Genomic DNA, 20,455 nt, shown 5'->3' on the forward strand with positions numbered 1-20,455 from the left:
ACCATTGCCGTTCTTGATAACTGTTCGCTAGTCTCACAGCGATCGCACTTTTTGACCTGCTTAGTCTAAACTCCAATATTGCACAATTACCTCATTTTTTGGTTAAGAGTTATATGTTGTACTCTTGTCAAGAACGGGCAAGATGCCCGTTCCACAAAACTTGATTTTATTGTGGAACGGGCATCTTGCCCGTTCCTAAACAAGTAATTAAGAATGGTGCAAGATATCAGTTAATCAGGACTTTAGTCCTTACTACAAACCAGTCCGTAGGACTTTAATCCTCATCATATAGTTTCCTTCCGTTTCTTCTTAGAGGGCTTTTTAGGAGTTTTCGGAACCGGGATTGTCTCTGATTCTTGCTGTGCGATGTCGGGGGTTAATTTGCACAAGTCATTTAAGGAAAGTTTTTGCTGAGATTCAAGTTCGTTGAGTCTGTTTGAGGCTGTTTCTAATATTTGCTTTCCCTGTCTGAGTTGAATAGTAGTTTTATTTTCGATCGCATCTAGCAACACAAAAATCGAGACTGTTTGCCAAATATCTAAATCGTCGCCGACGACATCGCAAGCAGAGACAATTTTGCCGTTTTGTGGGGCGTGAATTCCTAAGCCGGAATCTTGAATTAACGGCTGGATTTCTGCTAGACTTAAATTCGCAAGGTCGCTAATTTTATGTTCGAGGGATACTAAATCTGCTAAATCTGGTAAGTTGACCGATTCTGCGGCTAAAGCATCGAATTTAAAGGTAAGAGTTTGATTTAAAGGATCGGAAATGGCGTAAATTGATTGAATTTGCGATCGACTAACCGCACCTTTCTCGAAAAAATCTCTACCTTGCGGGGCGATCGCAATTTGCCCATTTTCAGCCACCTCCAAGCTTTCCAAACTAACCAGAGTCGCCGCCGTAGTCTTCACAAAAATCTCGTCCAACCCCAGCAAATCCGCCAATTCCTTCAAAGTTGGCGCAGGTTCAAACTCAACACCCGCCCGCAAAATGAACTCTTCCAACACATTAAACTCGCGCGGTTCGCTAACCGCCACCTCCAGCGGAGTTTGGCGGATTGCAAAGCGGAATTGACGCGCCGCCAACACAGACAAACCCGGATTTTGTTGCTCAATTTGTTCGGCTAGCGAACTTAAATTCGAGTCTATTGGTTTAGTTGAGGACGCTAGAAACATCTACAAAACCTCCGCAGTGACGCACCGTTTTTGAAACTTCCTGATACATTTTTCCGACAGTACCTGTTTGTTGGGTAAATAAATCGTGGCAACCGACAACAATTAGCAATTCTTGAGCGCGGGAAAATGCCACATTCACCCGTTCCGGTTCCTTAGCAAATCCAATATCGCCCCTAACATTATTGCACACGGTGCTGACAATAATTACAGGTCTTTCCATGCCTTGAAATATGTCAACCGTACCAGTGCGGATGCTCAATGCAGGGAATCTTTCGCCTTCTATTCTGTCTTTAATTGCATTTAATTGAGCAGCATAAAAAGTGATAATTCCGATTTCTTTCGGTGGTTCACCCTCGGCAACTTTGGGCTGCCAAGCTGTCTGCATTTGTTCGCACAAACGCTCGATCGCATCAATCTCCTTGACATTCAACCGCGAAGTACCCTGTTTTTCCTCTTCAAATCCTTGTCCGATGGGCGTTTTCACCCAGAGAATGTGATTGTTTTCTTGAATGATTCTACCTGTCAGGTTGTGGGCGCGCTTGGTGTCTGCTTCCTGAATGCCACAGTTGAGTTTTTGCTGGTAAAACTGATTGATTGCGCCCATGATTTGCGGGTGCATTCGATACTGAGTTGTCAGCATTTTTTTGATGCTGTCGCTGGCATTTTCAAACAAAACTTTGAACAAAGATTCTTTGATAAAGCTAAGTTCGTCTCCGGTACAGCCGATGTCTTCGGCAATATCGTCGATCGTACTTTGATTAAACATCGGCGGCAATTGCCTGTGATCGCCCACTAATACTAACTTTCTGCCTTTCAAAGCGGGAATTAATAACTCTGGGGGAGTGCATTTGCTAACTTCGTCAATGATGACTGCATCAAAGCTGGGAAAGTTTTTAGTAAAATCGAAGCTAGCAGCCTGCACGCAAGTAATGCCGATTACGTTGGCATTGTCAATATAAATTTGCTTTAAATCGTTGCGGTCTTTTTCTGATGGATTGCGGAGTTTTTGAATCCAATCTGTTACAAAGTTTTGAGAACGATTTAGTGCTGTTTCTTCTTGTTCTAATTTCCGCTGCCAAGTTTTGAATAAACGCTTAATTTTGTTTAAAAAAGCTACGGTGAATAATCCTGTATTCGGAACTTCTGGCTGATATTGAGTCGGGATAGTTTGCCATGCTGACTCCCACCAATTTCTCTCAACCAGTAATGCTGCTGTCGGTTGCTGCTGTTGCAGTTGAGCGGTAATTTCGCTCAATTCGGTTTGAAGTTCGGCGAGTTGCTGCTGCGAAGTTGCAGCCGCAGTTTGTAGCGGAGAGAAATGCTCGTCAAGAGTGTTTTTTATGGTCTCCAAAACCCCAAAAGGGTCTAGATCGGCAATTGATTTTTCAAGCTGAATGGCGCTTGCTTTCCAAGCCTCAACTTGCTTGACGAACTGCTGCGGTTGCTCCCAAATATTGGATTTTTGGGCGAGATATTGTTCAGCTAAAATCCGCAACTTTTCAGGGGCGTTTGGCTGTTGGACAATTGCTTGCAACAAATTAGTAACTTCGCTAATTTTTAAGTTCGCCTCTTGCTGCGCTGTTTCTACCTGAAGTTTAGCGGCGGATATTTGCTGCTGGTTTAAGGTTTGACCGATTTTATCTAATAATTGTTGCTGTTTGATAAGCTGCTGTTCGGTTTCGGTTTTCAGGGGAACCACGCACTGACGGGCATTTGCGAGGATACTGTGCAGCAATTCTTTGACTAGGCGATCGAAGGTAGACTGGATATGATTTGGGTGCAAGGATTCACTGTAAAATTGTTGAATGCTAGCTAAGAAAGTGGCGGCTTTTTCGATGATGAATTTGCGCTGACTTTGACTGACTTGAGAATAGCTGGCGAAGTCTTTGGCGAGTTGTTGCCACTGTGCGCGATCGCCCGCAGAGAGCACGAGGGGCGTTTGACTCAAATTTAGGTGCAGAAACTCGCTAAACCGGAACTGTTGCCCTTTTATGTCCTTACAACCTGCGCTTTCTTCGTGGGATATCGCCTTTTGCAACCGATCCAAATCGGGCAAATTGATTTTGCATTTGGGCGGCACGATCGGCAATTTGAGCGATCGGGCAATTTTCAGCAATCCTGCGGGCAACTCTACCATATCATCCGTGAGCATTGCGCCCGTTTCCCAGCAAGTTTTCACGACTTCATAGAGCCCCGTATCCGCCGTCTCGATCCACTGTGCAACGGCGACGACAACGGCTGCAATTTCAGCTTTTCGCAGTTCCAAATTCTTGATTTTCTGTTCGAGATTGTGGCGGTGTGTCTGATTTTGCCGATCGCCCAATTCGAGTTGATTCACAGCCTCAGACATCTGCCGCGACACCCGCAACGCCTCCGCAACCGCCGACATAGCGTGACAAACATCATCAGCGCGATCGAATGCTGTCTTAAATTCCGCTATTTGCGCTGCTACAGTTTCCTGAAGCCAAACCCCCATCCCAAAGGCGCCACAAGCCGGGCGATCGAAGCCTAAGTGAATAGCATTGCTGGTGGCAACCCGAACATTTGCCATAAAGTTTTCTACTAAAACATTGCCTTCTGAATAAGGTTTTAGTCTGGGCATAAACTCGGCAACTTCTGGAGATTCCCAGTTAATTTTTGGCGCATCCAGCAAATTTTCTAGCCCCCTAACTAGGGATTCAATCTCGCTTTTTTTGGTTAAAGCCTCTTCATAAGCTGCGGCTTGCTGACTGCATTTTTCCTCTATATTTGCTTTACTGTCGTGCAGATGTTTGAGGTCATTGAAAAAATCTCTCTCGGCGGCACAGTAGGCGGTAAATCGCTCGGATTCTGCCACCAACTGCCGCAAAGATTTGACATTAGTCAGGCGCTGCGAGAGCTTTTTTTCGCAGTCAGTCGCCGTATTTTGCAGCCAAGTGCCGATCGCATTTTCCTCTAAAAACGGCTGCCCTTCTTCCTGCACCTTATGAGCTTTTCCCTTCCGCAAAGCCCGAATCGCCGGATTGTGCACTAACCGACTCAAAGCATTGTCTACAGCCAAATTGGCTTGCGAAGCAATTAGTGTTTTGCCACCCTGACGGGCAATTTGATAGCAAATCTCCGCAATCACAGTCGTTTTGCCCGTTCCCGGCGGCCCTTGAATCAAAATTAAATCCCGCGCCGAAAGCACCGTTTCTACGGCGGCAAGTTGGTCGTCATTAGCATTGCGATTTAATAAGTTTTCCCGATCCAATTTAATCAGTTTTTCGGGCATTCTCGCCTGAGAAGAGTCGAATAAAAACTCACTCAAATAGGGATTTTGAGCGCGGCCATCTGTCAGCATTTTTAAAGCTTTCTTCTTGCGTTCTATCTGACTGATATCGCCCGCCGCCTCAAAATATAAGAATCCTTGTTTGGGCAGTTGATATCTGCCGCCCGCCATGCGAACTCCTAAATCAACATCTAACTTAATCCGTAATTTACCATGTTCAAAGTCAATTTCAGCGATGCTACCCAATGTCTCTCCATCGCGGCTGCTTCTGCTGCCTGGCGGCGAATCAAATAGGATAATTTCTTCATTTCGCGCCTTTTTTAGCCTGTCGCGAAAGTCGCCCAATTCTAAGAAATTTTCCTCGTAACCGTCAAGAGTTGCGGAATTACGATCGATTTCAAAAGTGACGATTTTGAAGCCGGAACCGTAATTGTGCCCTCGGAAAGGTACACAAAATTGACGCGCTTCCGCGATGCGTTTTTCCACATTTAAAAAAGTATGCCAAACTTTTAGTTGTTCGGTAGTCGGTATGTGTCTGTCGTCCCAAAATGGCATTTGTTGGACGCGGGCGATCGACTTTACAGGAATTGGCGAGCGACTGTTAGCCAAAAGTCGCAACTGCACCGGCAAAGCATACCCATCTTTCCTTCCTCTGGGAACCGCCACCAAACCAGCATCCAGCAGTTTTAAACCGCCGATTCCGTCTTCACAGCGTACAGTTGCTAACAACCGCAAAGTGCGATCGGCTTTTTGCAACAATTGAGGTAATTCAAAATCATCTCCATCCGTAGCAAGCAACAATTCCCAGATTTCTTCTTCCGAAAATCTCTCATTTACCTTTTGGCGGCGCACGTAGAAAAGATTGTGGGATTTCCCAGCAATATCCGACATCAGAATTTCCGCACGTTCTTTGCATTCCCAATCGCAATATTTCCCTAAAGCTGCTTCTCCTTCTATATCCCGAATAAACTTATTAATTGTGCGATCGCCACTAAATTTATATCCCCAATCTTCTGTTACTAAAGATGGCATACTTTGATTTTAGATTTTAGATTTTAGATTTTAGATTGGATTTAAGGGTGTTGCTGATTCACGGTATGAATCAAATTTTCGCTTGATGTTACAAAACTAACCCGACTTGGCTTATAGCAATGCCGAAATCTGAATTCTTATTTGTATTCAGCAACGCCGGATTTAAGATTAGCACATCGGAACTTGTGCCGACAGAACCGCTACATCCCAAAAAAAATTAAGGTGTGCATTGCACACCCTACGACCATCGTAAATTACCGTACAGGCGACAGGCGCTCGAATTAAACTGTTTAGAATCAAAAGGGCGAACGATGGGACTTGAACCCACGAATGGTGGTACCACAAACCACTGCCTTAACCACTTGGCTACGCTCGCCGTATCAGTTTTAACTATAGCATCAGATCTCAGCACAAGTCTAGGGGTAAGGCAAAAATATTTTGAAATATTTCTGAGCGTCCCTGAACCCGACAGATCGATTGTGCCTCAAGTTCCAAGCACAGTAAGACTATAGCACTATTTTCGCTCTGCGCGACCGGCTTGTGCGATCGGCAATTATATCGCCCCCAGCAGTCATGCGGCTTGGGTTCGGTAGCTTTGGCAGCGTTCCGATTCGGCCCAGCGCATTAAAATAGCCTTATCAGCCCAGGCGCATCTAAATTTTACAGTCCAGTTTGATAAAACTCACATCTTGCACCCTTCTCAAGAACAGGCAAGATGCCTGTTCCACAAAGAATGAATTTCTTGTAGGGTGGGCTCTTCTAGCCCGCCCCTAAAAGCCTTATTGAGAATGGTGCAACATCTCAGATGAAATGCTTGTGGGGTTTCCCGCCCGCCCGAAAAATACAACACAAGAAGCGGGACAGCTTATCCCACACCGCATGAGTTATCAACCATCCCTCTTCTCTCTCTTCTCTCTTCCCTCTTCCTTCGCGTCGCTTCGCGTCTTCGCGGTTCGTAAAAAAAACTCTTCTCCGCAATCCAAAATCTAAAATCTAAAATCTAAAATCAATATGAGCTACTGTGTGAACCCTGAATGTCAAAATCCTCACAACTCCAACGCCGCACAATTTTGCTTAAACTGCGGCTTTAACCTGTTGCTGAGACAGCGATATCGCCCGATTGAACTTTTAGGTAGAGGCGGATTTGGTAAAACTTTCCTAGCAATTGATGAAGACATCCCATCTCTACCCCGCTGTGCAGTCAAACAATTTTATTTTTACGACCGCGACCCCAAAATTTTTAACAAAGCCGTTGAATTATTTCGGCAAGAAGGCGTCCGTTTAGACGAACTCGGAAAACACCCGCAAATCCCTACATTATTAGCCTGCTTTGAACAAGAAGGTCATATTTATTTAGTTCAAGAGTTTATAGGGGGATCGACTCTTAAACAAGAATTAGACAAGAGTGTATACGATGAAGAGCAAATTTGGCAACTGCTGCAAGACTTATTGCCAGTGCTGCAATTTATCCATGACAAGCGCGTCATTCACCGCGACATCAAACCAGAAAATATTATCCGCCGCCAATCCGACAACAAACTCGTCTTAATCGATTTCGGCATTGCCAAATTGCTGACTGATTCAGCCATGCTTCATCCAGCAACGCTCATTGGCAGTCAAGATTATGTAGCTCCCGAACAAATGCGCGGCAAAGTATTTCCTGCTAGCGACCTGTACAGTTTAGGGGTTACTTGCATTCGTCTAATGACGCAAGTTCCTCCCTTGGATATGTACGACTGCAACAACGAGCGCTGGTGGTGGCGCGAGTTTCTCCCCAAAGCGACGAGTATTAGCGACGAGTTAGGCGAAATTTTAGATAAATTGCTGCAAACTCGTCTCACTCAGCGGTACAGTTTTGCTACGGAAGTTTTGCAAGATATCCAAGCAGCTTTAGATATTCACCATCACAATTTGCTTTCGCCCCAAAAACCGATCGCTCCTGATCTCGGTAATACCGACAACTCAACCGATATCAGCGCACTACAAGCTCCTGATTCTTCAATTTTACCCACCAATGCCGTCCCCAATTCGGCAGAAAATTTGTCCTTATCTGTTACTTCAAATACTTCAAATCTCGATCCAACCCTAATTTCTGCACGGGGAGTTGATTATACCAAACTGCGGGATTTTTTGTCTCACAAAAAGTGGAAAGAAGCCGACCGCGAAACTTGGGGCTTGATGTGTCAATCTCTTTCCCAGCCACCGGAAACTCAGCTAGAAATAAGCCAAATTTACCAGATACCCTGCGAAGATTTGCAAACAGTCGATCGCCTGTGGCTGCACTACAGTCAAGGTCGGTTTGGCTTCAGCATCCAAAAGCAGATTTACGAAAGCGTTAAGGGAGACTATATCAGATTTTGCGATCGGGTCAACTGGCAAGCATACAATTCTACTACTACTTTAGGGCAGATTAAATTTAATCAGCAAGCACCAATCGGACACCTCCCCTCTCGCAGTTGGGTTGGTGGCATTCAGTGGCTGCAGCATCTCGATGCCCTATCTGCAAAATTAACCGAGTGCGACAATAATGCCGCGTGTAAAGTGTAGTATTTATACCGACTAACTAGCTAAAATTTTAACTTTAAACTCTACCTGAAAGCAGAGAAATTTATCGCGAGAGATGTATCCATTGACCGAGGCTCGGTGCGATCGCTTGTCGCACAATGGATGCTGAAGGCGAACACAGATAAAGTCTGCGATCCTGAGACACAACAGAATTAAAGAGAGGTATCAATCCATGTTTTTTCACAAAAAACAATTAATGGCTGCGGTGACTGTAGACGAAGCCAACCCCCGTTTTGCCCAATTGTTGCTAGAACAGTTTGGCGGAGCAACCGGAGAACTGACAGCAGCTCTGCAATACTGGGTGCAGTCATTCCACTGTGAAGATGCAGGGATTAAGGATATGCTTCAAGATATTGCGCTAGAAGAATTCAGCCACTTAGAAATGGTGGGTCAACTCATCGAAATGCACACCAAAAACGTTGACCAAACAGAAGCTTATAAAAGCACTTTGTTTGCTGTGCGCGGCGTAGGCCCACACTTGTTAGACAGCCAAGGTCAAGCTTGGACGGCAGCTTATATCAACGAAGGCGGGGAAGTGGTGCGCGATTTGCGCGCTAATATCGCTGCGGAAGGAGGAGCTCGCCAAACCTACGAAGAGTTGATTAAACTAGCACCGGATATGGGAACGAAAAAGACGCTGCAGTTTCTGCTGACTCGCGAAATTTCTCACACTCAAATGTTCATGAAAGCTTTGGAATCGGTGGGCAAACTCACCGATCCGATGTTCGGCAATATTCCCCCCGATTCCACTGTGGATCTCTACTTTAACTTGTCCACAAATGGCAAGGATGAACGCGGGCCTTGGAACTCGGAACCTACTTTCCAATACATTGCCGATCCCGCTCCCAAAGCTTAATTTGAGATTTGTGTAACCTGGGTGGCGAGTGAAGATTTAAGCCCAGTGTTAAGTAATTTTTAAGCCGCGCACCTTCTTTTGTAAGGTGTGCGGCTTAGAAACTTTAAGCCCAGTGTTGAGTAATTTTTAAGCCGCGCGCCCTAGAATATGGAACTTTTGTGTTGAGTAATTTTTAAGTCACGCGCCCCATGATGTTACAATTATTTGAAATCCGGATCGAACATTAACATCAAATCCATATTGAAATTGCGATCATCTACCTATTTATTAGTTTCTCACGGCAGCCGCGACCCCAGACCTCAACTAGCTTTGGAAAACCTAGCTCAACTGCTGTCTCAAAAATTGCCTGACTCCTTCCCCGCAGTAGCAACCGCCACCTTAGAACTCGGGCCCGCACCGCTACACGAACAAATTTGCAGTTTTGGCGAACGAACCCTGTCGCTGGGACTGACACAATTGCAAATCCTGCCTGTATTTTTATTGCCGGGAGTTCACGTCGCCGAAGACATACCGGCAGAGGTGGAAATTGCCCAACAAACTTTTGGTGACAAGCTAAAAATTGAATTGCGCCCGCATTTAGGTTCCCAGGAAGCAGGCTTAACACAATTGGTAAAAAGTCAGATGCAAGAGGTGACTTTTCTCCCCAATCTGGTATTGCCAAAATGGATTTTATTATCTCATGGCAGCCGTCGCCCCGGAGGTAACTCGATTGTTGAGGAAATCGCCAGCAAACTCGGTGCACAAACAGCGTATTGGTCGGTAAAGCCGAGTTTGGAAGAGCCAATTGAGAGTTTGGTTCGTGGTGGACAGCAGCAAATAGGGATTGTGCCATACTTCTTATTTAATGGAGGAATTACAGATGCGATCGCCAAAAATGTCGCACAGCTAAAGCAGCAATTTCCTGCGGCGGAGCTTTATCTCGCAAATCCTCTAGGCGCAAGTGTAGAATTAGCAGACTTAATTGGGAATTTAATTCAAAAATGAACCGCAGAGGCAAAGAAGAGGTAAAGGAACCAAGAAAAATGTCTTTAGGAAAAGTGTATTTAGTAGGTGCGGGACCCGGAGATCCGGGTTTGATGACTTTGAAGGGAAAAGCTTTGTTAGAGTGTGCGGATGTGGTGATTTATGACGCTTTAGTCAGCCCTCAAATTTTGGCAGCAATCAACCCCCAAGCAGAACGAATTGATGCCGGAAAACGCAAAGGCCGCCACTCGTTAATGCAGGACGAAACCACTCAACTAATGATAGAAAAAGCTGGAGATAATGCGATCGTAGTTCGTCTCAAAGGCGGCGATCCATTTATCTTCGGCCGCGGCGGCGAAGAAATGGAAGAGTTGGTAAAAGCTGGAGTGTCGGTAGAAGTCGTCCCCGGCGTAACTTCTGGGATTGCGGCCCCTGCTTATGCGGGAATTCCTTTAACACATCGATCGTACAGTTCATCTGTCACCTTTGTCACCGGTCACGAATCAGCGGGAAAATATCGACCGGAGGTAAATTGGCAGGCGATCGCCCGCGGCTCGGAAACCATTGTAGTATACATGGGAATCCACAATTTGCCTTACATTATCGGTCAGTTAACAGCAGCCCAATTGAGTGCAGAAACGCCCATAGCGTTAGTACGGTGGGGAACGCGGCCGGAACAAGAAGAATTGATCGGAACTTTGGGTACCATTGTAGAGCAAGTTGAGGCGGTCGGATTTGCAGCACCTGCGATCGCCGTAATCGGAAATGTTGTCAATTTGCACTCAATATTGTCTGGCTGTCGCCCTGTTCATCAAACTGTAGAATAAGCGAAAACATAGGAGCAAATAAGGGCGATCGATCGCCCTTGTTTGCCCCTACACCCTCTCTAGCCAAGCAAAAATTAGAGATTCAAATAAGTGGCTAGATGCTCGTTAGAAGGGCATCAGCTTGGGCTTTATGTATTGGCTGTTGGCGCGGATGAAGCAGTTTTTGCTGGGCACCCGCAGCCAGGAAGCGCCCCCAGCGGTGATGAAGCTGTTGAGGCCCAGATAACCGACATCAACGGTGCTGCCGTTGGGGAAGGTCGTAACGACAGTGCCACTAGGGGCAGTGGCGCGACAATTGAGTCCCGTTGGGTCGGTGACAACCCACTTAGGCCAAGTGGCGCTGCCTGCCGTTTCAGATTCAATGGTATTGGCATTGCTGGCCAGGAAATTGCCGCTGCTATTGGCGACGGGGACGGCTTCGGTCAGATTGAGCTTGAAGATTGAACCCACCCGAGAGGGACAGTTGACCCCACCAGTAATCGTCCAAGTGGCTGTCAGGCGCGCAGGGCCGGAGTTAGAAACCGGACGTTGTAGTTTCAGGTTGCCCTTACATTGTTGCGTTGCACCGGGCCCGAAACGCTCGTCGGTGAAGGTTCCAGTATAGGTTCTGATGCCACCACTGCTGGTGACGCTAGTCGCCTGGAAGTTCCCTCCCCACTGCCTGCCACCTACGTAAGTCCTGTAGTAGCCGCCGCCAATAGCAGAGCCACTGTCACCAGGAATTTCTTTAATATTAATAAAAGTGGTGCGACTGCTGGTTTTGTAGGCGCTGGCTTGGGCAATGTGGGGCAAAAGGGCGATCGCTGCGATCGCGCCTAAAAGAGAAATTATGGGTTTCATAGTATGTTCCTTAATTTAGATAAATGAATTTGGTTTGAGCGCAGATGTTATGGCCAGCAGGTAGCTCCACTACCACCAAGGCACTGATTATTAGGTTGAGCGATATCGATTTGGGTAATGTTTTTCACGCGGGAGACGTAGTTGAGATTTGCCCAAAGAGTCTTTCTAATAGCGGTTTCCAGAATCGCAGTAGTTCCAACTCCACCGCTAATAAAAGGTTTGCAGATGCGAATTTTGTAGGCAATGTTACTGCCTCTGATTTGGCGTTTGATGATAAAGCGACCTGCATTGATGGCTCCAGGAGGTAGAGGTTGACCGTCGCAGGCATTGCTCGGGAGCAGCGGTAGCGCCCTCTCTAGACCCGGTGCATTAGCAATTTCGGTACGGGTTGGCCCCTGAAATAAGTTCTAGAGAGCACCCACATCCTGCAGAGGATTGCTGGTAGAACGTCTGACAGTGTGGGTGTGCTCGAAGTTTTGGCCGCTCCTCGGCATCCGAGGAAAGTGCACGGTTACAGTTGCAGCGATTGAGGGGGATTGCGATAGCCCCAGAGCAACTAGACTCGAACAGCCGATCGTCATCGACAGGGAACTAAATTTCATGGGAAACTCCTAAAGTAGGTGAGTCTACATACACCTAAATCAATACTCGGGACAGTTTTAGAGCGCCGAGGATACAATGCGGGTTTCAGGCCTTGGTATTCGTAATTTCTTTCACCCTCGAATTCGCGATCGCGAATTCGTGTGGCATTGTTTCTCCGTCTAGCATTACGTGACCCCTTGTTTGCATTTATTTCTTAGGCGTAACTGCTAACGGAAACGCTTTACCAGTAACTTTTCTAGTGACACTCGTTTGGGGTAGCTCGTTTGAGTGTCACTTATTTTACAGACATGGCCGCGACTGGTAAAAAAACTCAAAACTTACGCACCTACTCTATCTGTAGGGTGCTTATGGCTAGCCTTACCCCTACCAATAAAAGTCTTAACCACCTTGGTGAATGCTATAAATAAGTCCACCAATACGCAAATCCCCGACTTCTTTAAGAAGTCGGGGATTTTAAAAAAGTAAAAGTAATAATTTCAGCAATTTCAACGCGCCACTTGCCGCATATACTCCCCCCACAACTGAGCGGCATTTGCACTACCTCCCCCAGTCGGAGAATTATCATCATTTCCCAACCAAACTCCTGTCACCAGTTGCTGGCTCGGAATATAACCGACAAACCACAAATCTCTATTATCATTAGTTGTGCCTGTTTTTCCAGCTTCTCCCAACCCCAAAGCGGCACTGCTGCCCGTACCTCCCCGCACAACACCTTGCAGCATATCAGTCATCGTATCCGCCACGGCTTCAGAAACTAACTGCCGATTGGCAATGCCATCTTTTTGATAGTCATAAATCACTCGGCAACTGTTAAAATCATTTCTATCTTTGCAATCGCTGCTGTCAATAATTCGCTTAATTACGTGGGGACGATTTCCCAAACCCCGATTGGCCAAAACCCCGAAAGCACCCGTTAATTGCAACACATTAACTTCACTTTCACCTAATACTAAACCCGGGTTAGAACGCAGTTCAGAAGTAATCCCCAAACGCCTAGCCATTTGCACTACATCTTCTAAACCGACATCCTGTGCTACCCTTAATGCAATTGCATTTTCCGACAACGCTAAGCCGCGATACATATCCACACTGCCGCTGGTTCTTTCGCAGCCGCTGTAACTTTGTCCCCCCCAGGAAAGGGGGGCGCAAGAATAAGTTTTCTCGGCTGAGATTCCCCGTTCCAGGGCGGCTGCATAGGTGAAAATCTTAAATGTAGAACCGGGCTGTCTCAAAGCTTGAGTAGCCCGATTAAACTGACTTTTCAAATAATCTACGCCCCCAACTAAAGCTAAGACTTCTCCGGTTGTACTATTGAGAGTTACCACAGCTCCTTGAGAAAAACCTGCACTGGCTCCCGCATTTTCAACAGCATTTCTGAGGGAACTTTCCGCCAACTTTTGCAGACCGGGATTCAAACCTGTTTCTACAATAAAATTGCCTTCTCGGGCTAACTGTTCCCCCAGCAAAAACTCCAATTCGTCAAATACATAACTGTAGAAATAAGGAGCGATCGTACTTTGCAAAAATTCGCGAGCTTTGGGATTGATCTCAATTCGCGATCGCCTCGCGCGATCTGCTTCTTCCTGAGAAACCGTCCCCAGTGCCCGCATCCGTTCGATCACTCGATCGCGGTACTGCACCGCCAATTGATAATTTTGAATCGGATTAAAACTGTTTGGCGCAGGCAAAATGCCCGCCAAAGTTGCCGCCTCTGACAAAGTTAAATCCTTCGCCGATTTGCCAAAATAAAACCGAGACGCATCCTCAAAACCGTAAAGGTCAATTCCCAAAAACACCCGATTTAAATAAGTCAGCAACAGCTCATCTTTGCTGTAATAAGTCTCCAGTTTAAAAGCAACTACGGCTTCCCGCAATTTGCGTCCTGCCGAATCTTGAGTTCCCACATAATCTCGAAATAAACTCCTCGCTAACTGCTGCGTCACAGTGCTGCCGCCTTCGCGAATTCCTCCCCCGCGAACATTGGTCAAAAGCGCCCGCAAAACCCCCAGCGGATCTACCCCCAAATGCCAATTGTAGCGGCTATCTTCCGAAGCAAGTACCGCCTTGGATAAATAAGGCGAAAAATCCTGCAATTTTTTTAATTCTAAGTGAGCGTTATTCTGAGGAGGACGCAGGGGAGTTTGCCCGTCGCGCGCGTAAACAATCACGGGGCCATTGATACTTCTCGGCAGAGGCCGCACTTGAAACTTTGTCGATTCCATCCCTACCAACACGGCAATCAAAGCGGTTATTCCGCTGACGCCGTAAAAGCTGTAACGCACCAGTTCCAAATACCAAGGCGGCGGATATACGTACTGAATTCTGACAGCGGCGGCTAGTTCCGGCGGCCCTAAAGTGAACACGTCTCCGTGACGCAGGGACATACTTTTAACTCGCCTTTTGCCGCTGTAAATGCCGTTGGTAGAGTCTTCATCTTTGATGACAAAAGGAGTCCGCCGCCGAGTATCCCGCGACAGAGATAAGTGCACGTGACTGACAACGGGATTGCGAACTACAATATCTGAAGATTTGGACGATCGACCTAACAAATATCGATCGCCTAACAGCGGATAAACCTCAGCTTTAGCTGCACCCGCATCCTGTACCCACAGTTCGGGTACTTTGGCGTTTGGTTTCAGCGCTAGCTGGTTAAAATTAACCTTGGCAATAGTCTGGACTGCTTGGGTAATTGCACCCAAGACGGTTTGAGGTTTGCGGGGCGGCGGCGGTGGGGTCATATTTCGCTGTGCACTACAGTCGAGCGATCGGCTCTTGCACCATTCTACTCGCAACTTTTGGCTAATTTCAGGATCTGCCCCACAGAAGGAGGCTATCGTCGGCTAGTGGCGAGCGATTTTGCGGTGATTGGTGAACCCGCTCGGAATCCGTTTATTGAGCAAATCTCTACCCAACCACAAAAAATCCCGCTATCACGAGAGAATTAAAATATCATAAACTTGCCCAAACATCAACACTTTAAATCAAATTTATCCCTAATTTACCAACACACTTTAAGTAATTAAAACCCCCCTTGAAAAAGGGGGGTTAAAAGCCGAAAATCGGCTTAATTCTCCTTACATCGAAGAACCCAAACCGGCATAAGCACCGTAGAAGAAAAGGCTCACAATGCTCAGAACACCGAGACCTGCGACAGTAGCTACCAGCCACAAAGGAATTCTGCCACTTTCACTAAACATAGCTATCACCTCACTAATTCACAGCTAAACACATTCGATCGAACTATCGAAAGCAAACTCAGACACCAGTTAGTTAAAGAAATAACTGGAAAACAAAATACCCAGAGTAAAAATCAGCAACAAACCCAAATACAAAGAAGTCCGGTTTAACTCAACAGGCTGCTCGTTGGGATTAGGAAGGCGCTCAGGCATTGTAAACTCCTATCGTTGAATAAATTGCATTGCTGCGATCGCGCCCAAAAAGAAAATTGTTGGGACACCTAAAGTATGAACTGCCAACCACCGCACCGTAAAAATAGGATACGAAATTGGCTCATTATTTGGGGTTCTGCTCGTCATTTTTCCAAATCCTTGTTAAATTACTTGGCAATGAACTGATCTACTTGTTTCTTAGCTTCAAAGCGATCCGAGATAATCGGCACTTCTTCTCGCTGCGGTGTGAAATACTGGTTAGGGCGAGGAGTTCCGAAAGCATCGTAAGCCAAACCCGTTTGCACAAACAGCCATCCAGCAATAAACAAAGCTGGAATGGTGATGCTGTGAATTACCCAATAACGGATACTTGTAATAATGTCCCCAAACGGACGTTCTCCAGTTGTACCAGCCATTTAGAATCCTCCTTTCAACAACAAATTGACAGACAATCTCTATTACTATTCTACTATCAAGCAGCTTGTGCTGAACCTTGATATTTAAGTAAAGTACCGCTCGCGCCGATCACAAATCCGCGATCGGGGCCCATAAAGACAATCCTGTAAAAATTAGCGGGAACATCTTCTACTTCGCGGTCTTTTAGCCAAGTTTTCCCGCCGTCCAAACTGCACAGCAAATTGCCGCCGCCGCCGGCTACCCAAACTTCATTATCAGTCCGGTAAGCCATGTCCAGCAAACCCCAACTCGCTTTGCGATCGGGAAAAAACGGTTTTCCCCAACCGTCAGGATTGGACGGGTCGCTAAACTGAATCTGACCGCCGCGGGCGAGCATCCACAAACGCCCGTCCTTGGTAAAGCCCATATTTTGCAGGCGGCGAGAACTATTGCGGTTGTGAGGTTCCCAAGCTTGTTGTCCGGGTTTCCACACCGAGTAGAAATTGCCCTTCGAGGAAACCGCAACATACTGCCCCTCTTCAGAACGGTTGATATTGCGAACTACCCCAAAAGAATCCTGCACGACAGCTTTCCAATTTTTGCCACCGTCGGAAGTCCGGTAAATCGCCCCGACATCGGTCGTCATCTCGGCGGAATTCGGGCCCAAAGCTGCGATCGTACTGGGAGAACCAGGCAACTGACTGCTCAAAGCAATCCGCGTCCAAGACTTGCCCTCATCGTTCGTGTGGAGCAAAACTGAAGGCTGGCCGACAATCCAGCCTTCGGAACCAGAGAAACTCACCGACGCAAAACGCGACCTCGGATCGTCGATATCCAGTGCTATAGACTTCCAGCTAGTGCCACCGTCAAGGGTTTCGAGCAAAGTCGCCTCAGAACCCACAACCCAGCCGTGCTGAGAATTGCCCGTAAAGGCAATATCCTGCAAATTAGCTTCCGTCGGCAAGGAAATAACTTGCCAGGGGTTGTAACTCACGGAACCGATGGTGCTGCAACTCGTACAGATGAGGGCAGCGGCCAATAACATTACAATTCGTTGCCAAAATCTCACAATCGTTTTACTGCAAACCATACATACTAAGTAACAACAAGAAACCAACGACCAAGCCGCCAAAAATCAGCAAACTTTTCTGACCTTCGGTCATGCCGTTGACACCGACACCGTAGCGCTGATTTGCCTTAAATCCCGATACCCCTTCCATCTGACCGAGATTTTGAAACACCGATTTGCGTGCCCCGCAAACGGGACAGACCCAAGTTTGGGGCAAATCTTCAAAAGCCGTGCCCGGGGCAATGTCATTTTTAGGATTCCCCTTTTTCGGATCGTAGACGTAGCCGCAGGCGCGGCACTCGTGCCGATCGAGGGTCTTAGTCTCAGTGGCTCGATCGCTCATAGCTCCAAAAGAGTAGGTAAGCTAATCTTAAAATATACATTAAAAATTATTGCAGAAGATGGACGATTAATCTCAACCAACTCGTAATTTTAGCTACCCAAAATCTATATAATGTAAAGACTAAGTTACAGAACCCTTTCACCTAGGCAGTAATTATTCACCGTGTTTGCACTCAGCGGCTACGAGTATTTCTTAGGCTTCCTGTTAATTTCCAGCCTAGTCCCTATCCTCGCCCTCACGGCGTCTAAGGTACTGCGCCCGAAAAGTCGTCCCTACGACCGACGCACTACCTACGAATCTGGCGTCGAGCCGATCGGCGGAGCCTGGATTCAGTTCAACATCAGATATTATATGTTCGCCCTAGTCTTCGTCATCTTCGACGTAGAGACCGTCTTCCTCTATCCTTGGGCGGTTGCTTTCAACCAGCTAGGACTGTTGGCTTTTATCGAAGCCTTGTTTTTTATCACGATCCTCGTTATTGCTCTTGTCTATGCATGGCGCAAAGGAGCCTTGGAATGGTCTTAAGTTCTGACAAATCACAAAAAGCGCTGATCAACCCAGTCGAGCGCCCCGAAGTCACATCCCAACTCTCAGAGAACGTCATCCTGACAACAGTGGATGACCTCTACAATTGGGCGAGACTTTCCAGCCTGTGGCCGCTGCTTTTCGGCACCGCCTGCTGCTTCATCGAATTTGCAGCTTTGATCGGATCGCGCTTTGACTTCGACAGATTCGGCTTAGTACCGCGATCGAGCCCCCGGCAAGCCGACTTGATCATCACCGCCGGCACAATTACCATGAAGTACGCCCCCATCTTGGTGCGGCTGTACGAACAAATGCCGGAACCCAAATACGTGATCGCGATGGGCGCTTGCACCATCACCGGCGGAATGTTCAGCATGGACTCCACCACAGCAGTCAGAGGCGTTGACAAACTGATTCCCGTAGACGTGTACATCCCCGGCTGTCCCCCCCGCCCAGAAGCGATTATTGACGCAATTATCAAACTGCGGAAAAAAATCGCCAACGATTCCATGCAAGAACGGGCCAGATTGCTGCCCACCCACCGCTACTACACCAGACCCCACAAAATGAAAGTAGTAGACGACATTTTGGACGGCAAATACTTGTCTATTCCAGGCCGGATCGCGCCGCCGAAGGAATTGACGGAAGCAATGGGAATGCCTGTACCGCCGGCCCTGCTTGCAGGACAAAAACAGGAGGTAAACCGTGGCTGAGACAGAATCTGCGATTGTTGAAGCCGGGAAGGTTTCCCAGTGGTTGACTCAAAATGGCTTTGAACATGAAGCTTTAGCGGCCGATAATTTGGGCGTGGAGATATTAAAGGTCGATCGAGAATTCCTAATTCCGATGTCAACAGCACTGTATGCCTACGGGTTTAATTATATGCAGTGCCAGTGCGCCTACGACCAAGGGCCGGGAGAAGATTTAGTCAGCGTTTACCACTTGGCTAAACTGACAGACAATGCTTCCAAGCCTGAAGAAGTCCGCGTCAAAGTATTCGTACCCCGCGAAGATCCCAGAGTGCCATCAGTCTACTGGATTTGGAAAGCAGCCGACTTTCAAGAGCGGGAATCCTACGATATGTACGGCATTGTCTACGAAGGACATCCGAATCTGAAACGGATTTTGATGAACGAAGATTGGGTAGGCTGGCCGTTGCGGAAAGATTACATTTCCCCTGATTTTTACGAATTGCAAGACGCTTATTAAGGAAATTTTGAGTTTTTAGCTCAAAATACAGTTGGTTATTTTGCACCCACTTCTTTAAGGAGTGGGTACATTTTTTTGTGCGTTTTTTTTTGAAATGTCGATCAAAACTTTCTGGGATATGATGAAAGTGTGTCCGTCACGTTGCTACATTTTTGATGTCTGCTTATGCCCAAAAAGATTAGAGAACTCAAAAGCCTGTTGCTAAAAGCTGGGTTTACTTATCGTTCGGCAAAAGGCAGTCATACAAGATGGGTTCATCCTTTACTACCTAATGAACCAATTACCATTGCTGGAAATGATGGCGATGATGCGAAACTGTATTTAGAGAGAGAAGTTAATCGAAAAATTGGAATATTGAAAGCAATTGAAGAAGAGGAGTCGGAATCATGAAATTACCTTATATAATTGTTATTCAATGGTCAAATGAAGATAACTGCTACCTAGTTCACTTACCTGATTTTCCATCTCAGCAGTTCCACACTCACGGAGATACCTACGAAGAAGCTTTGCAGAATGCAGTGGAGGTATTAGAGCTTTTAGTTGAAGAATATCAGGCAGATGGTAAATCTCTCCCAGCACCTAAAACTTTAGTACAAAACTTGCTGTTTGCTTGAGCATAGATTTGAAGTCATTGAGCATGATTCGGAGATTCCGAGATTAACAACCTGCTATCCTTTGTAGTGCCTGGAGGTAATAAGACTGGCAAAGAATACAATTAAATTACTAGATGTTGTTGCCTTGACCGTTGACATTCCTGAATACAATCTCTGGCGCGGACAAGTAGGGACTGTGGTTGAACTGTTGGCTGATGGTGCAGCGTTTGAAGTTGAATTTAGCGATCGCAACGGACGCACTTATGAATCTTTCGGGTTGCATCCAGAGCAAATCATGGTGTTGTACTTTGAGCCAGCATCACCGGATCGCAAACCCGAAATGGTTACAGCATAAGCGGCACAATAACTTGCGGACTTTATAAAAAATTGGATTTCAGGTTGATAAGTGAAATAGCTAATAAACCTGCGATCTTTAATGATACCGTTTAATTGGTCAGCAAATTAAATAATCTGGTGGTTCATCAAAATGACGAATCTGACCGTAGAAATTCTTTGTTCTGAGGCGGCAATATTTTCAGCCGCCGAGTCTCAACACCCAGAACCTTTGCTTTATGGCATCACAGACGGAAAGGCTGTTGGGACATATTTGGAGCAAAAGTTCAGACTCTATCTCAAGCAGCGATATGAATTTATAGATGGTAATTCAGCAAGCGGCATCGATTTCCCAGGGATATTAGTTGACGTGAAGGTAACAAGCATTAGGCAACCGCAGTCGTCATGTCCCAATACGGTTCAGTTAAGGCTCAAATAGTGGTAAATTAGGTATGGTGTCCAAAAATGGAGAGCAAGTAAGGTGCAT

The 20,455-nt window shown here is 46.5% G+C and carries 22 protein-coding genes and 1 tRNA gene; 11 read left to right on the forward strand and 12 right to left on the reverse strand.

Features of this window, described 5'->3' with window-relative positions; genetic code table 11:
- Positions 1–284: 284 nt before the first annotated feature.
- The 3 genes from QUA47_RS25745 to QUA47_RS25755 all read right to left on the reverse strand — a co-directional run bounded on the left by QUA47_RS25745 (position 285) and on the right by QUA47_RS25755 (position 5,833).
- Positions 285–1,175 (reverse strand): hypothetical protein, encoded by an 891-nt coding sequence (locus QUA47_RS25745; protein WP_333432854.1) that lies wholly within the window; start codon positions 1,173–1,175, stop codon positions 285–287.
- Positions 1,153–5,457, reverse strand: coding sequence for an AAA domain-containing protein (locus QUA47_RS25750; protein ID WP_333432855.1), 4,305 nt, complete (start codon positions 5,455–5,457; stop codon positions 1,153–1,155). Before QUA47_RS25750 ends, QUA47_RS25745 begins: the two co-directional genes overlap by 23 nt.
- A gap of 303 nt (positions 5,458–5,760) precedes the next feature.
- A tRNA-His gene (locus tag QUA47_RS25755) sits at positions 5,761–5,833 on the reverse strand.
- 635 nt (positions 5,834–6,468) lie between these two features.
- On the opposite strand from QUA47_RS25755, the gene QUA47_RS25760 reads away from it, so the two are divergent.
- The 4 genes from QUA47_RS25760 to cobA all read left to right on the forward strand — a co-directional run bounded on the left by QUA47_RS25760 (position 6,469) and on the right by cobA (position 10,668).
- Entirely contained in the window at positions 6,469–8,004 is a 1,536-nt protein-coding gene (locus tag QUA47_RS25760) for a serine/threonine-protein kinase (RefSeq protein WP_333432856.1), read from the forward strand.
- Between the two features lie 190 nt (positions 8,005–8,194).
- A complete protein-coding gene (locus QUA47_RS25765) occupies positions 8,195–8,878 on the forward strand; it encodes a manganese catalase family protein (RefSeq protein WP_006635510.1) in 684 nt (227 codons plus the stop codon).
- A 240-nt stretch (positions 8,879–9,118) separates the two neighbouring features.
- The gene (locus QUA47_RS25770) at positions 9,119–9,862 is read left to right on the forward strand and encodes a sirohydrochlorin chelatase (protein WP_333432857.1); all 744 of its coding nucleotides are present in this window, start codon (positions 9,119–9,121) and stop codon (positions 9,860–9,862) included.
- Positions 9,859–10,668: a uroporphyrinogen-III C-methyltransferase gene (gene cobA, locus QUA47_RS25775; protein ID WP_333432858.1), complete on the forward strand. Its 810-nt coding sequence runs from the start codon at positions 9,859–9,861 to the stop codon at positions 10,666–10,668. Before QUA47_RS25770 ends, cobA begins: the two co-directional genes overlap by 4 nt.
- Positions 10,669–10,773: 105 nt before the next feature.
- Here cobA and QUA47_RS25780 read toward each other — a convergent pair whose 3' ends face one another.
- The 9 genes from QUA47_RS25780 to QUA47_RS25820 all read right to left on the reverse strand — a co-directional run bounded on the left by QUA47_RS25780 (position 10,774) and on the right by QUA47_RS25820 (position 17,308).
- Positions 10,774–11,508 (reverse strand): hypothetical protein, encoded by a 735-nt coding sequence (locus QUA47_RS25780; protein ID WP_190661718.1) that lies wholly within the window; start codon positions 11,506–11,508, stop codon positions 10,774–10,776.
- A gap of 407 nt (positions 11,509–11,915) precedes the next feature.
- Positions 11,916–12,110: a hypothetical protein gene (locus tag QUA47_RS25785; protein ID WP_333432859.1), complete on the reverse strand. Its 195-nt coding sequence runs from the start codon at positions 12,108–12,110 to the stop codon at positions 11,916–11,918.
- A gap of 486 nt (positions 12,111–12,596) precedes the next feature.
- A complete protein-coding gene (locus tag QUA47_RS25790; RefSeq protein ID WP_333282104.1) occupies positions 12,597–14,849 on the reverse strand; it encodes a transglycosylase domain-containing protein in 2,253 nt (750 codons plus the stop codon).
- Between the two features lie 336 nt (positions 14,850–15,185).
- On the reverse strand, positions 15,186–15,308 hold the full coding sequence (locus tag QUA47_RS25795; RefSeq protein WP_006635506.1) for a photosystem II reaction center protein J: 123 nt from the start codon (positions 15,306–15,308) through the stop codon (positions 15,186–15,188).
- Between the two features lie 69 nt (positions 15,309–15,377).
- Entirely contained in the window at positions 15,378–15,500 is a 123-nt protein-coding gene (locus tag QUA47_RS25800) for a photosystem II reaction center protein L (protein WP_006635505.1), read from the reverse strand.
- Between the two features lie 9 nt (positions 15,501–15,509).
- Positions 15,510–15,647 (reverse strand): cytochrome b559 subunit beta, encoded by a 138-nt coding sequence (gene psbF, locus QUA47_RS25805; protein ID WP_006635504.1) that lies wholly within the window; start codon positions 15,645–15,647, stop codon positions 15,510–15,512.
- A 20-nt stretch (positions 15,648–15,667) separates the two neighbouring features.
- Positions 15,668–15,916 carry a cytochrome b559 subunit alpha gene (gene psbE, locus QUA47_RS25810; RefSeq protein WP_006635503.1) on the reverse strand — a complete coding sequence of 83 codons (249 nt, stop codon included), beginning with the start codon at positions 15,914–15,916 and terminating at the stop codon, positions 15,668–15,670.
- Positions 15,917–15,972: 56 nt separating this feature from the next.
- Positions 15,973–16,986 (reverse strand): photosynthesis system II assembly factor Ycf48, encoded by a 1,014-nt coding sequence (locus tag QUA47_RS25815; RefSeq protein ID WP_333432860.1) that lies wholly within the window; start codon positions 16,984–16,986, stop codon positions 15,973–15,975.
- The gene (locus QUA47_RS25820) at positions 16,973–17,308 is read right to left on the reverse strand and encodes a rubredoxin (protein WP_333070731.1); all 336 of its coding nucleotides are present in this window, start codon (positions 17,306–17,308) and stop codon (positions 16,973–16,975) included. The genes QUA47_RS25815 and QUA47_RS25820 overlap by 14 nt, the downstream gene beginning before the upstream one ends.
- A 162-nt stretch (positions 17,309–17,470) precedes the next feature.
- On the opposite strand from QUA47_RS25820, the gene ndhC reads away from it, so the two are divergent.
- From ndhC to QUA47_RS25855, 7 genes are all read left to right on the forward strand, one after another.
- Complete coding sequence (gene ndhC / locus QUA47_RS25825) at positions 17,471–17,833, forward strand: photosynthetic/respiratory NAD(P)H-quinone oxidoreductase subunit C (protein WP_006635500.1); 363 nt, start codon at positions 17,471–17,473, stop codon at positions 17,831–17,833.
- Positions 17,824–18,546 (forward strand): photosynthetic/respiratory NAD(P)H-quinone oxidoreductase subunit K, encoded by a 723-nt coding sequence (gene ndhK / locus QUA47_RS25830; RefSeq protein WP_190661736.1) that lies wholly within the window; start codon positions 17,824–17,826, stop codon positions 18,544–18,546. Before ndhC ends, ndhK begins: the two co-directional genes overlap by 10 nt.
- Positions 18,539–19,042 (forward strand): NAD(P)H-quinone oxidoreductase subunit J, encoded by a 504-nt coding sequence (locus QUA47_RS25835; protein ID WP_333432861.1) that lies wholly within the window; start codon positions 18,539–18,541, stop codon positions 19,040–19,042. Before ndhK ends, QUA47_RS25835 begins: the two co-directional genes overlap by 8 nt.
- A 165-nt stretch (positions 19,043–19,207) precedes the next feature.
- Entirely contained in the window at positions 19,208–19,432 is a 225-nt protein-coding gene (locus QUA47_RS25840; RefSeq protein ID WP_006635497.1) for a type II toxin-antitoxin system HicA family toxin, read from the forward strand.
- Positions 19,429–19,656: a type II toxin-antitoxin system HicB family antitoxin gene (locus QUA47_RS25845; protein WP_332967673.1), complete on the forward strand. Its 228-nt coding sequence runs from the start codon at positions 19,429–19,431 to the stop codon at positions 19,654–19,656. Before QUA47_RS25840 ends, QUA47_RS25845 begins: the two co-directional genes overlap by 4 nt.
- A gap of 100 nt (positions 19,657–19,756) precedes the next feature.
- The gene (locus tag QUA47_RS25850) at positions 19,757–19,990 is read left to right on the forward strand and encodes a DUF4926 domain-containing protein (protein WP_333432863.1); all 234 of its coding nucleotides are present in this window, start codon (positions 19,757–19,759) and stop codon (positions 19,988–19,990) included.
- A gap of 132 nt (positions 19,991–20,122) precedes the next feature.
- Positions 20,123–20,407: a hypothetical protein gene (locus tag QUA47_RS25855; protein WP_333432862.1), complete on the forward strand. Its 285-nt coding sequence runs from the start codon at positions 20,123–20,125 to the stop codon at positions 20,405–20,407.
- The last annotated feature ends 48 nt before the right edge of the window (positions 20,408–20,455 follow it).

The organism is Microcoleus sp. MON2_D5, assembly GCF_036701905.1.
Lineage (GTDB): Bacteria > Cyanobacteriota > Cyanobacteriia > Cyanobacteriales > Microcoleaceae > Microcoleus.

What these genes read in the sequence shown, in the direction of transcription:
- QUA47_RS25745 (WP_333432854.1), bottom strand. Translation starts at nt 1,175, where the DNA reads ATGTTTCTAGCGTCCTCAACTAAACCAATAGACTCGAATTTAAGTTCG.
- psbF (WP_006635504.1), bottom strand. Translation starts at nt 15,647, where the DNA reads ATGACGAGCAGAACCCCAAATAATGAGCCAATTTCGTATCCTATTTTT.
- QUA47_RS25845 (WP_332967673.1), top strand. Translation starts at nt 19,429, where the DNA reads ATGAAATTACCTTATATAATTGTTATTCAATGGTCAAATGAAGATAAC.
- QUA47_RS25785 (WP_333432859.1), bottom strand. Translation starts at nt 12,110, where the DNA reads ATGAAATTTAGTTCCCTGTCGATGACGATCGGCTGTTCGAGTCTAGTT.
- QUA47_RS25760 (WP_333432856.1), top strand. Translation starts at nt 6,469, where the DNA reads ATGAGCTACTGTGTGAACCCTGAATGTCAAAATCCTCACAACTCCAAC.
- QUA47_RS25790 (WP_333282104.1), bottom strand. Translation starts at nt 14,849, where the DNA reads ATGACCCCACCGCCGCCGCCCCGCAAACCTCAAACCGTCTTGGGTGCA.
- QUA47_RS25815 (WP_333432860.1), bottom strand. Translation starts at nt 16,986, where the DNA reads ATGGTTTGCAGTAAAACGATTGTGAGATTTTGGCAACGAATTGTAATG.
- QUA47_RS25820 (WP_333070731.1), bottom strand. Translation starts at nt 17,308, where the DNA reads ATGAGCGATCGAGCCACTGAGACTAAGACCCTCGATCGGCACGAGTGC.
- QUA47_RS25795 (WP_006635506.1), bottom strand. Translation starts at nt 15,308, where the DNA reads ATGTTTAGTGAAAGTGGCAGAATTCCTTTGTGGCTGGTAGCTACTGTC.
- QUA47_RS25840 (WP_006635497.1), top strand. Translation starts at nt 19,208, where the DNA reads ATGCCCAAAAAGATTAGAGAACTCAAAAGCCTGTTGCTAAAAGCTGGG.
- ndhK (WP_190661736.1), top strand. Translation starts at nt 17,824, where the DNA reads ATGGTCTTAAGTTCTGACAAATCACAAAAAGCGCTGATCAACCCAGTC.
- QUA47_RS25765 (WP_006635510.1), top strand. Translation starts at nt 8,195, where the DNA reads ATGTTTTTTCACAAAAAACAATTAATGGCTGCGGTGACTGTAGACGAA.
- QUA47_RS25800 (WP_006635505.1), bottom strand. Translation starts at nt 15,500, where the DNA reads ATGCCTGAGCGCCTTCCTAATCCCAACGAGCAGCCTGTTGAGTTAAAC.
- QUA47_RS25780 (WP_190661718.1), bottom strand. Translation starts at nt 11,508, where the DNA reads ATGAAACCCATAATTTCTCTTTTAGGCGCGATCGCAGCGATCGCCCTT.
- psbE (WP_006635503.1), bottom strand. Translation starts at nt 15,916, where the DNA reads ATGGCTGGTACAACTGGAGAACGTCCGTTTGGGGACATTATTACAAGT.
- QUA47_RS25855 (WP_333432862.1), top strand. Translation starts at nt 20,123, where the DNA reads ATGACGAATCTGACCGTAGAAATTCTTTGTTCTGAGGCGGCAATATTT.
- QUA47_RS25750 (WP_333432855.1), bottom strand. Translation starts at nt 5,457, where the DNA reads ATGCCATCTTTAGTAACAGAAGATTGGGGATATAAATTTAGTGGCGAT.
- cobA (WP_333432858.1), top strand. Translation starts at nt 9,859, where the DNA reads ATGAACCGCAGAGGCAAAGAAGAGGTAAAGGAACCAAGAAAAATGTCT.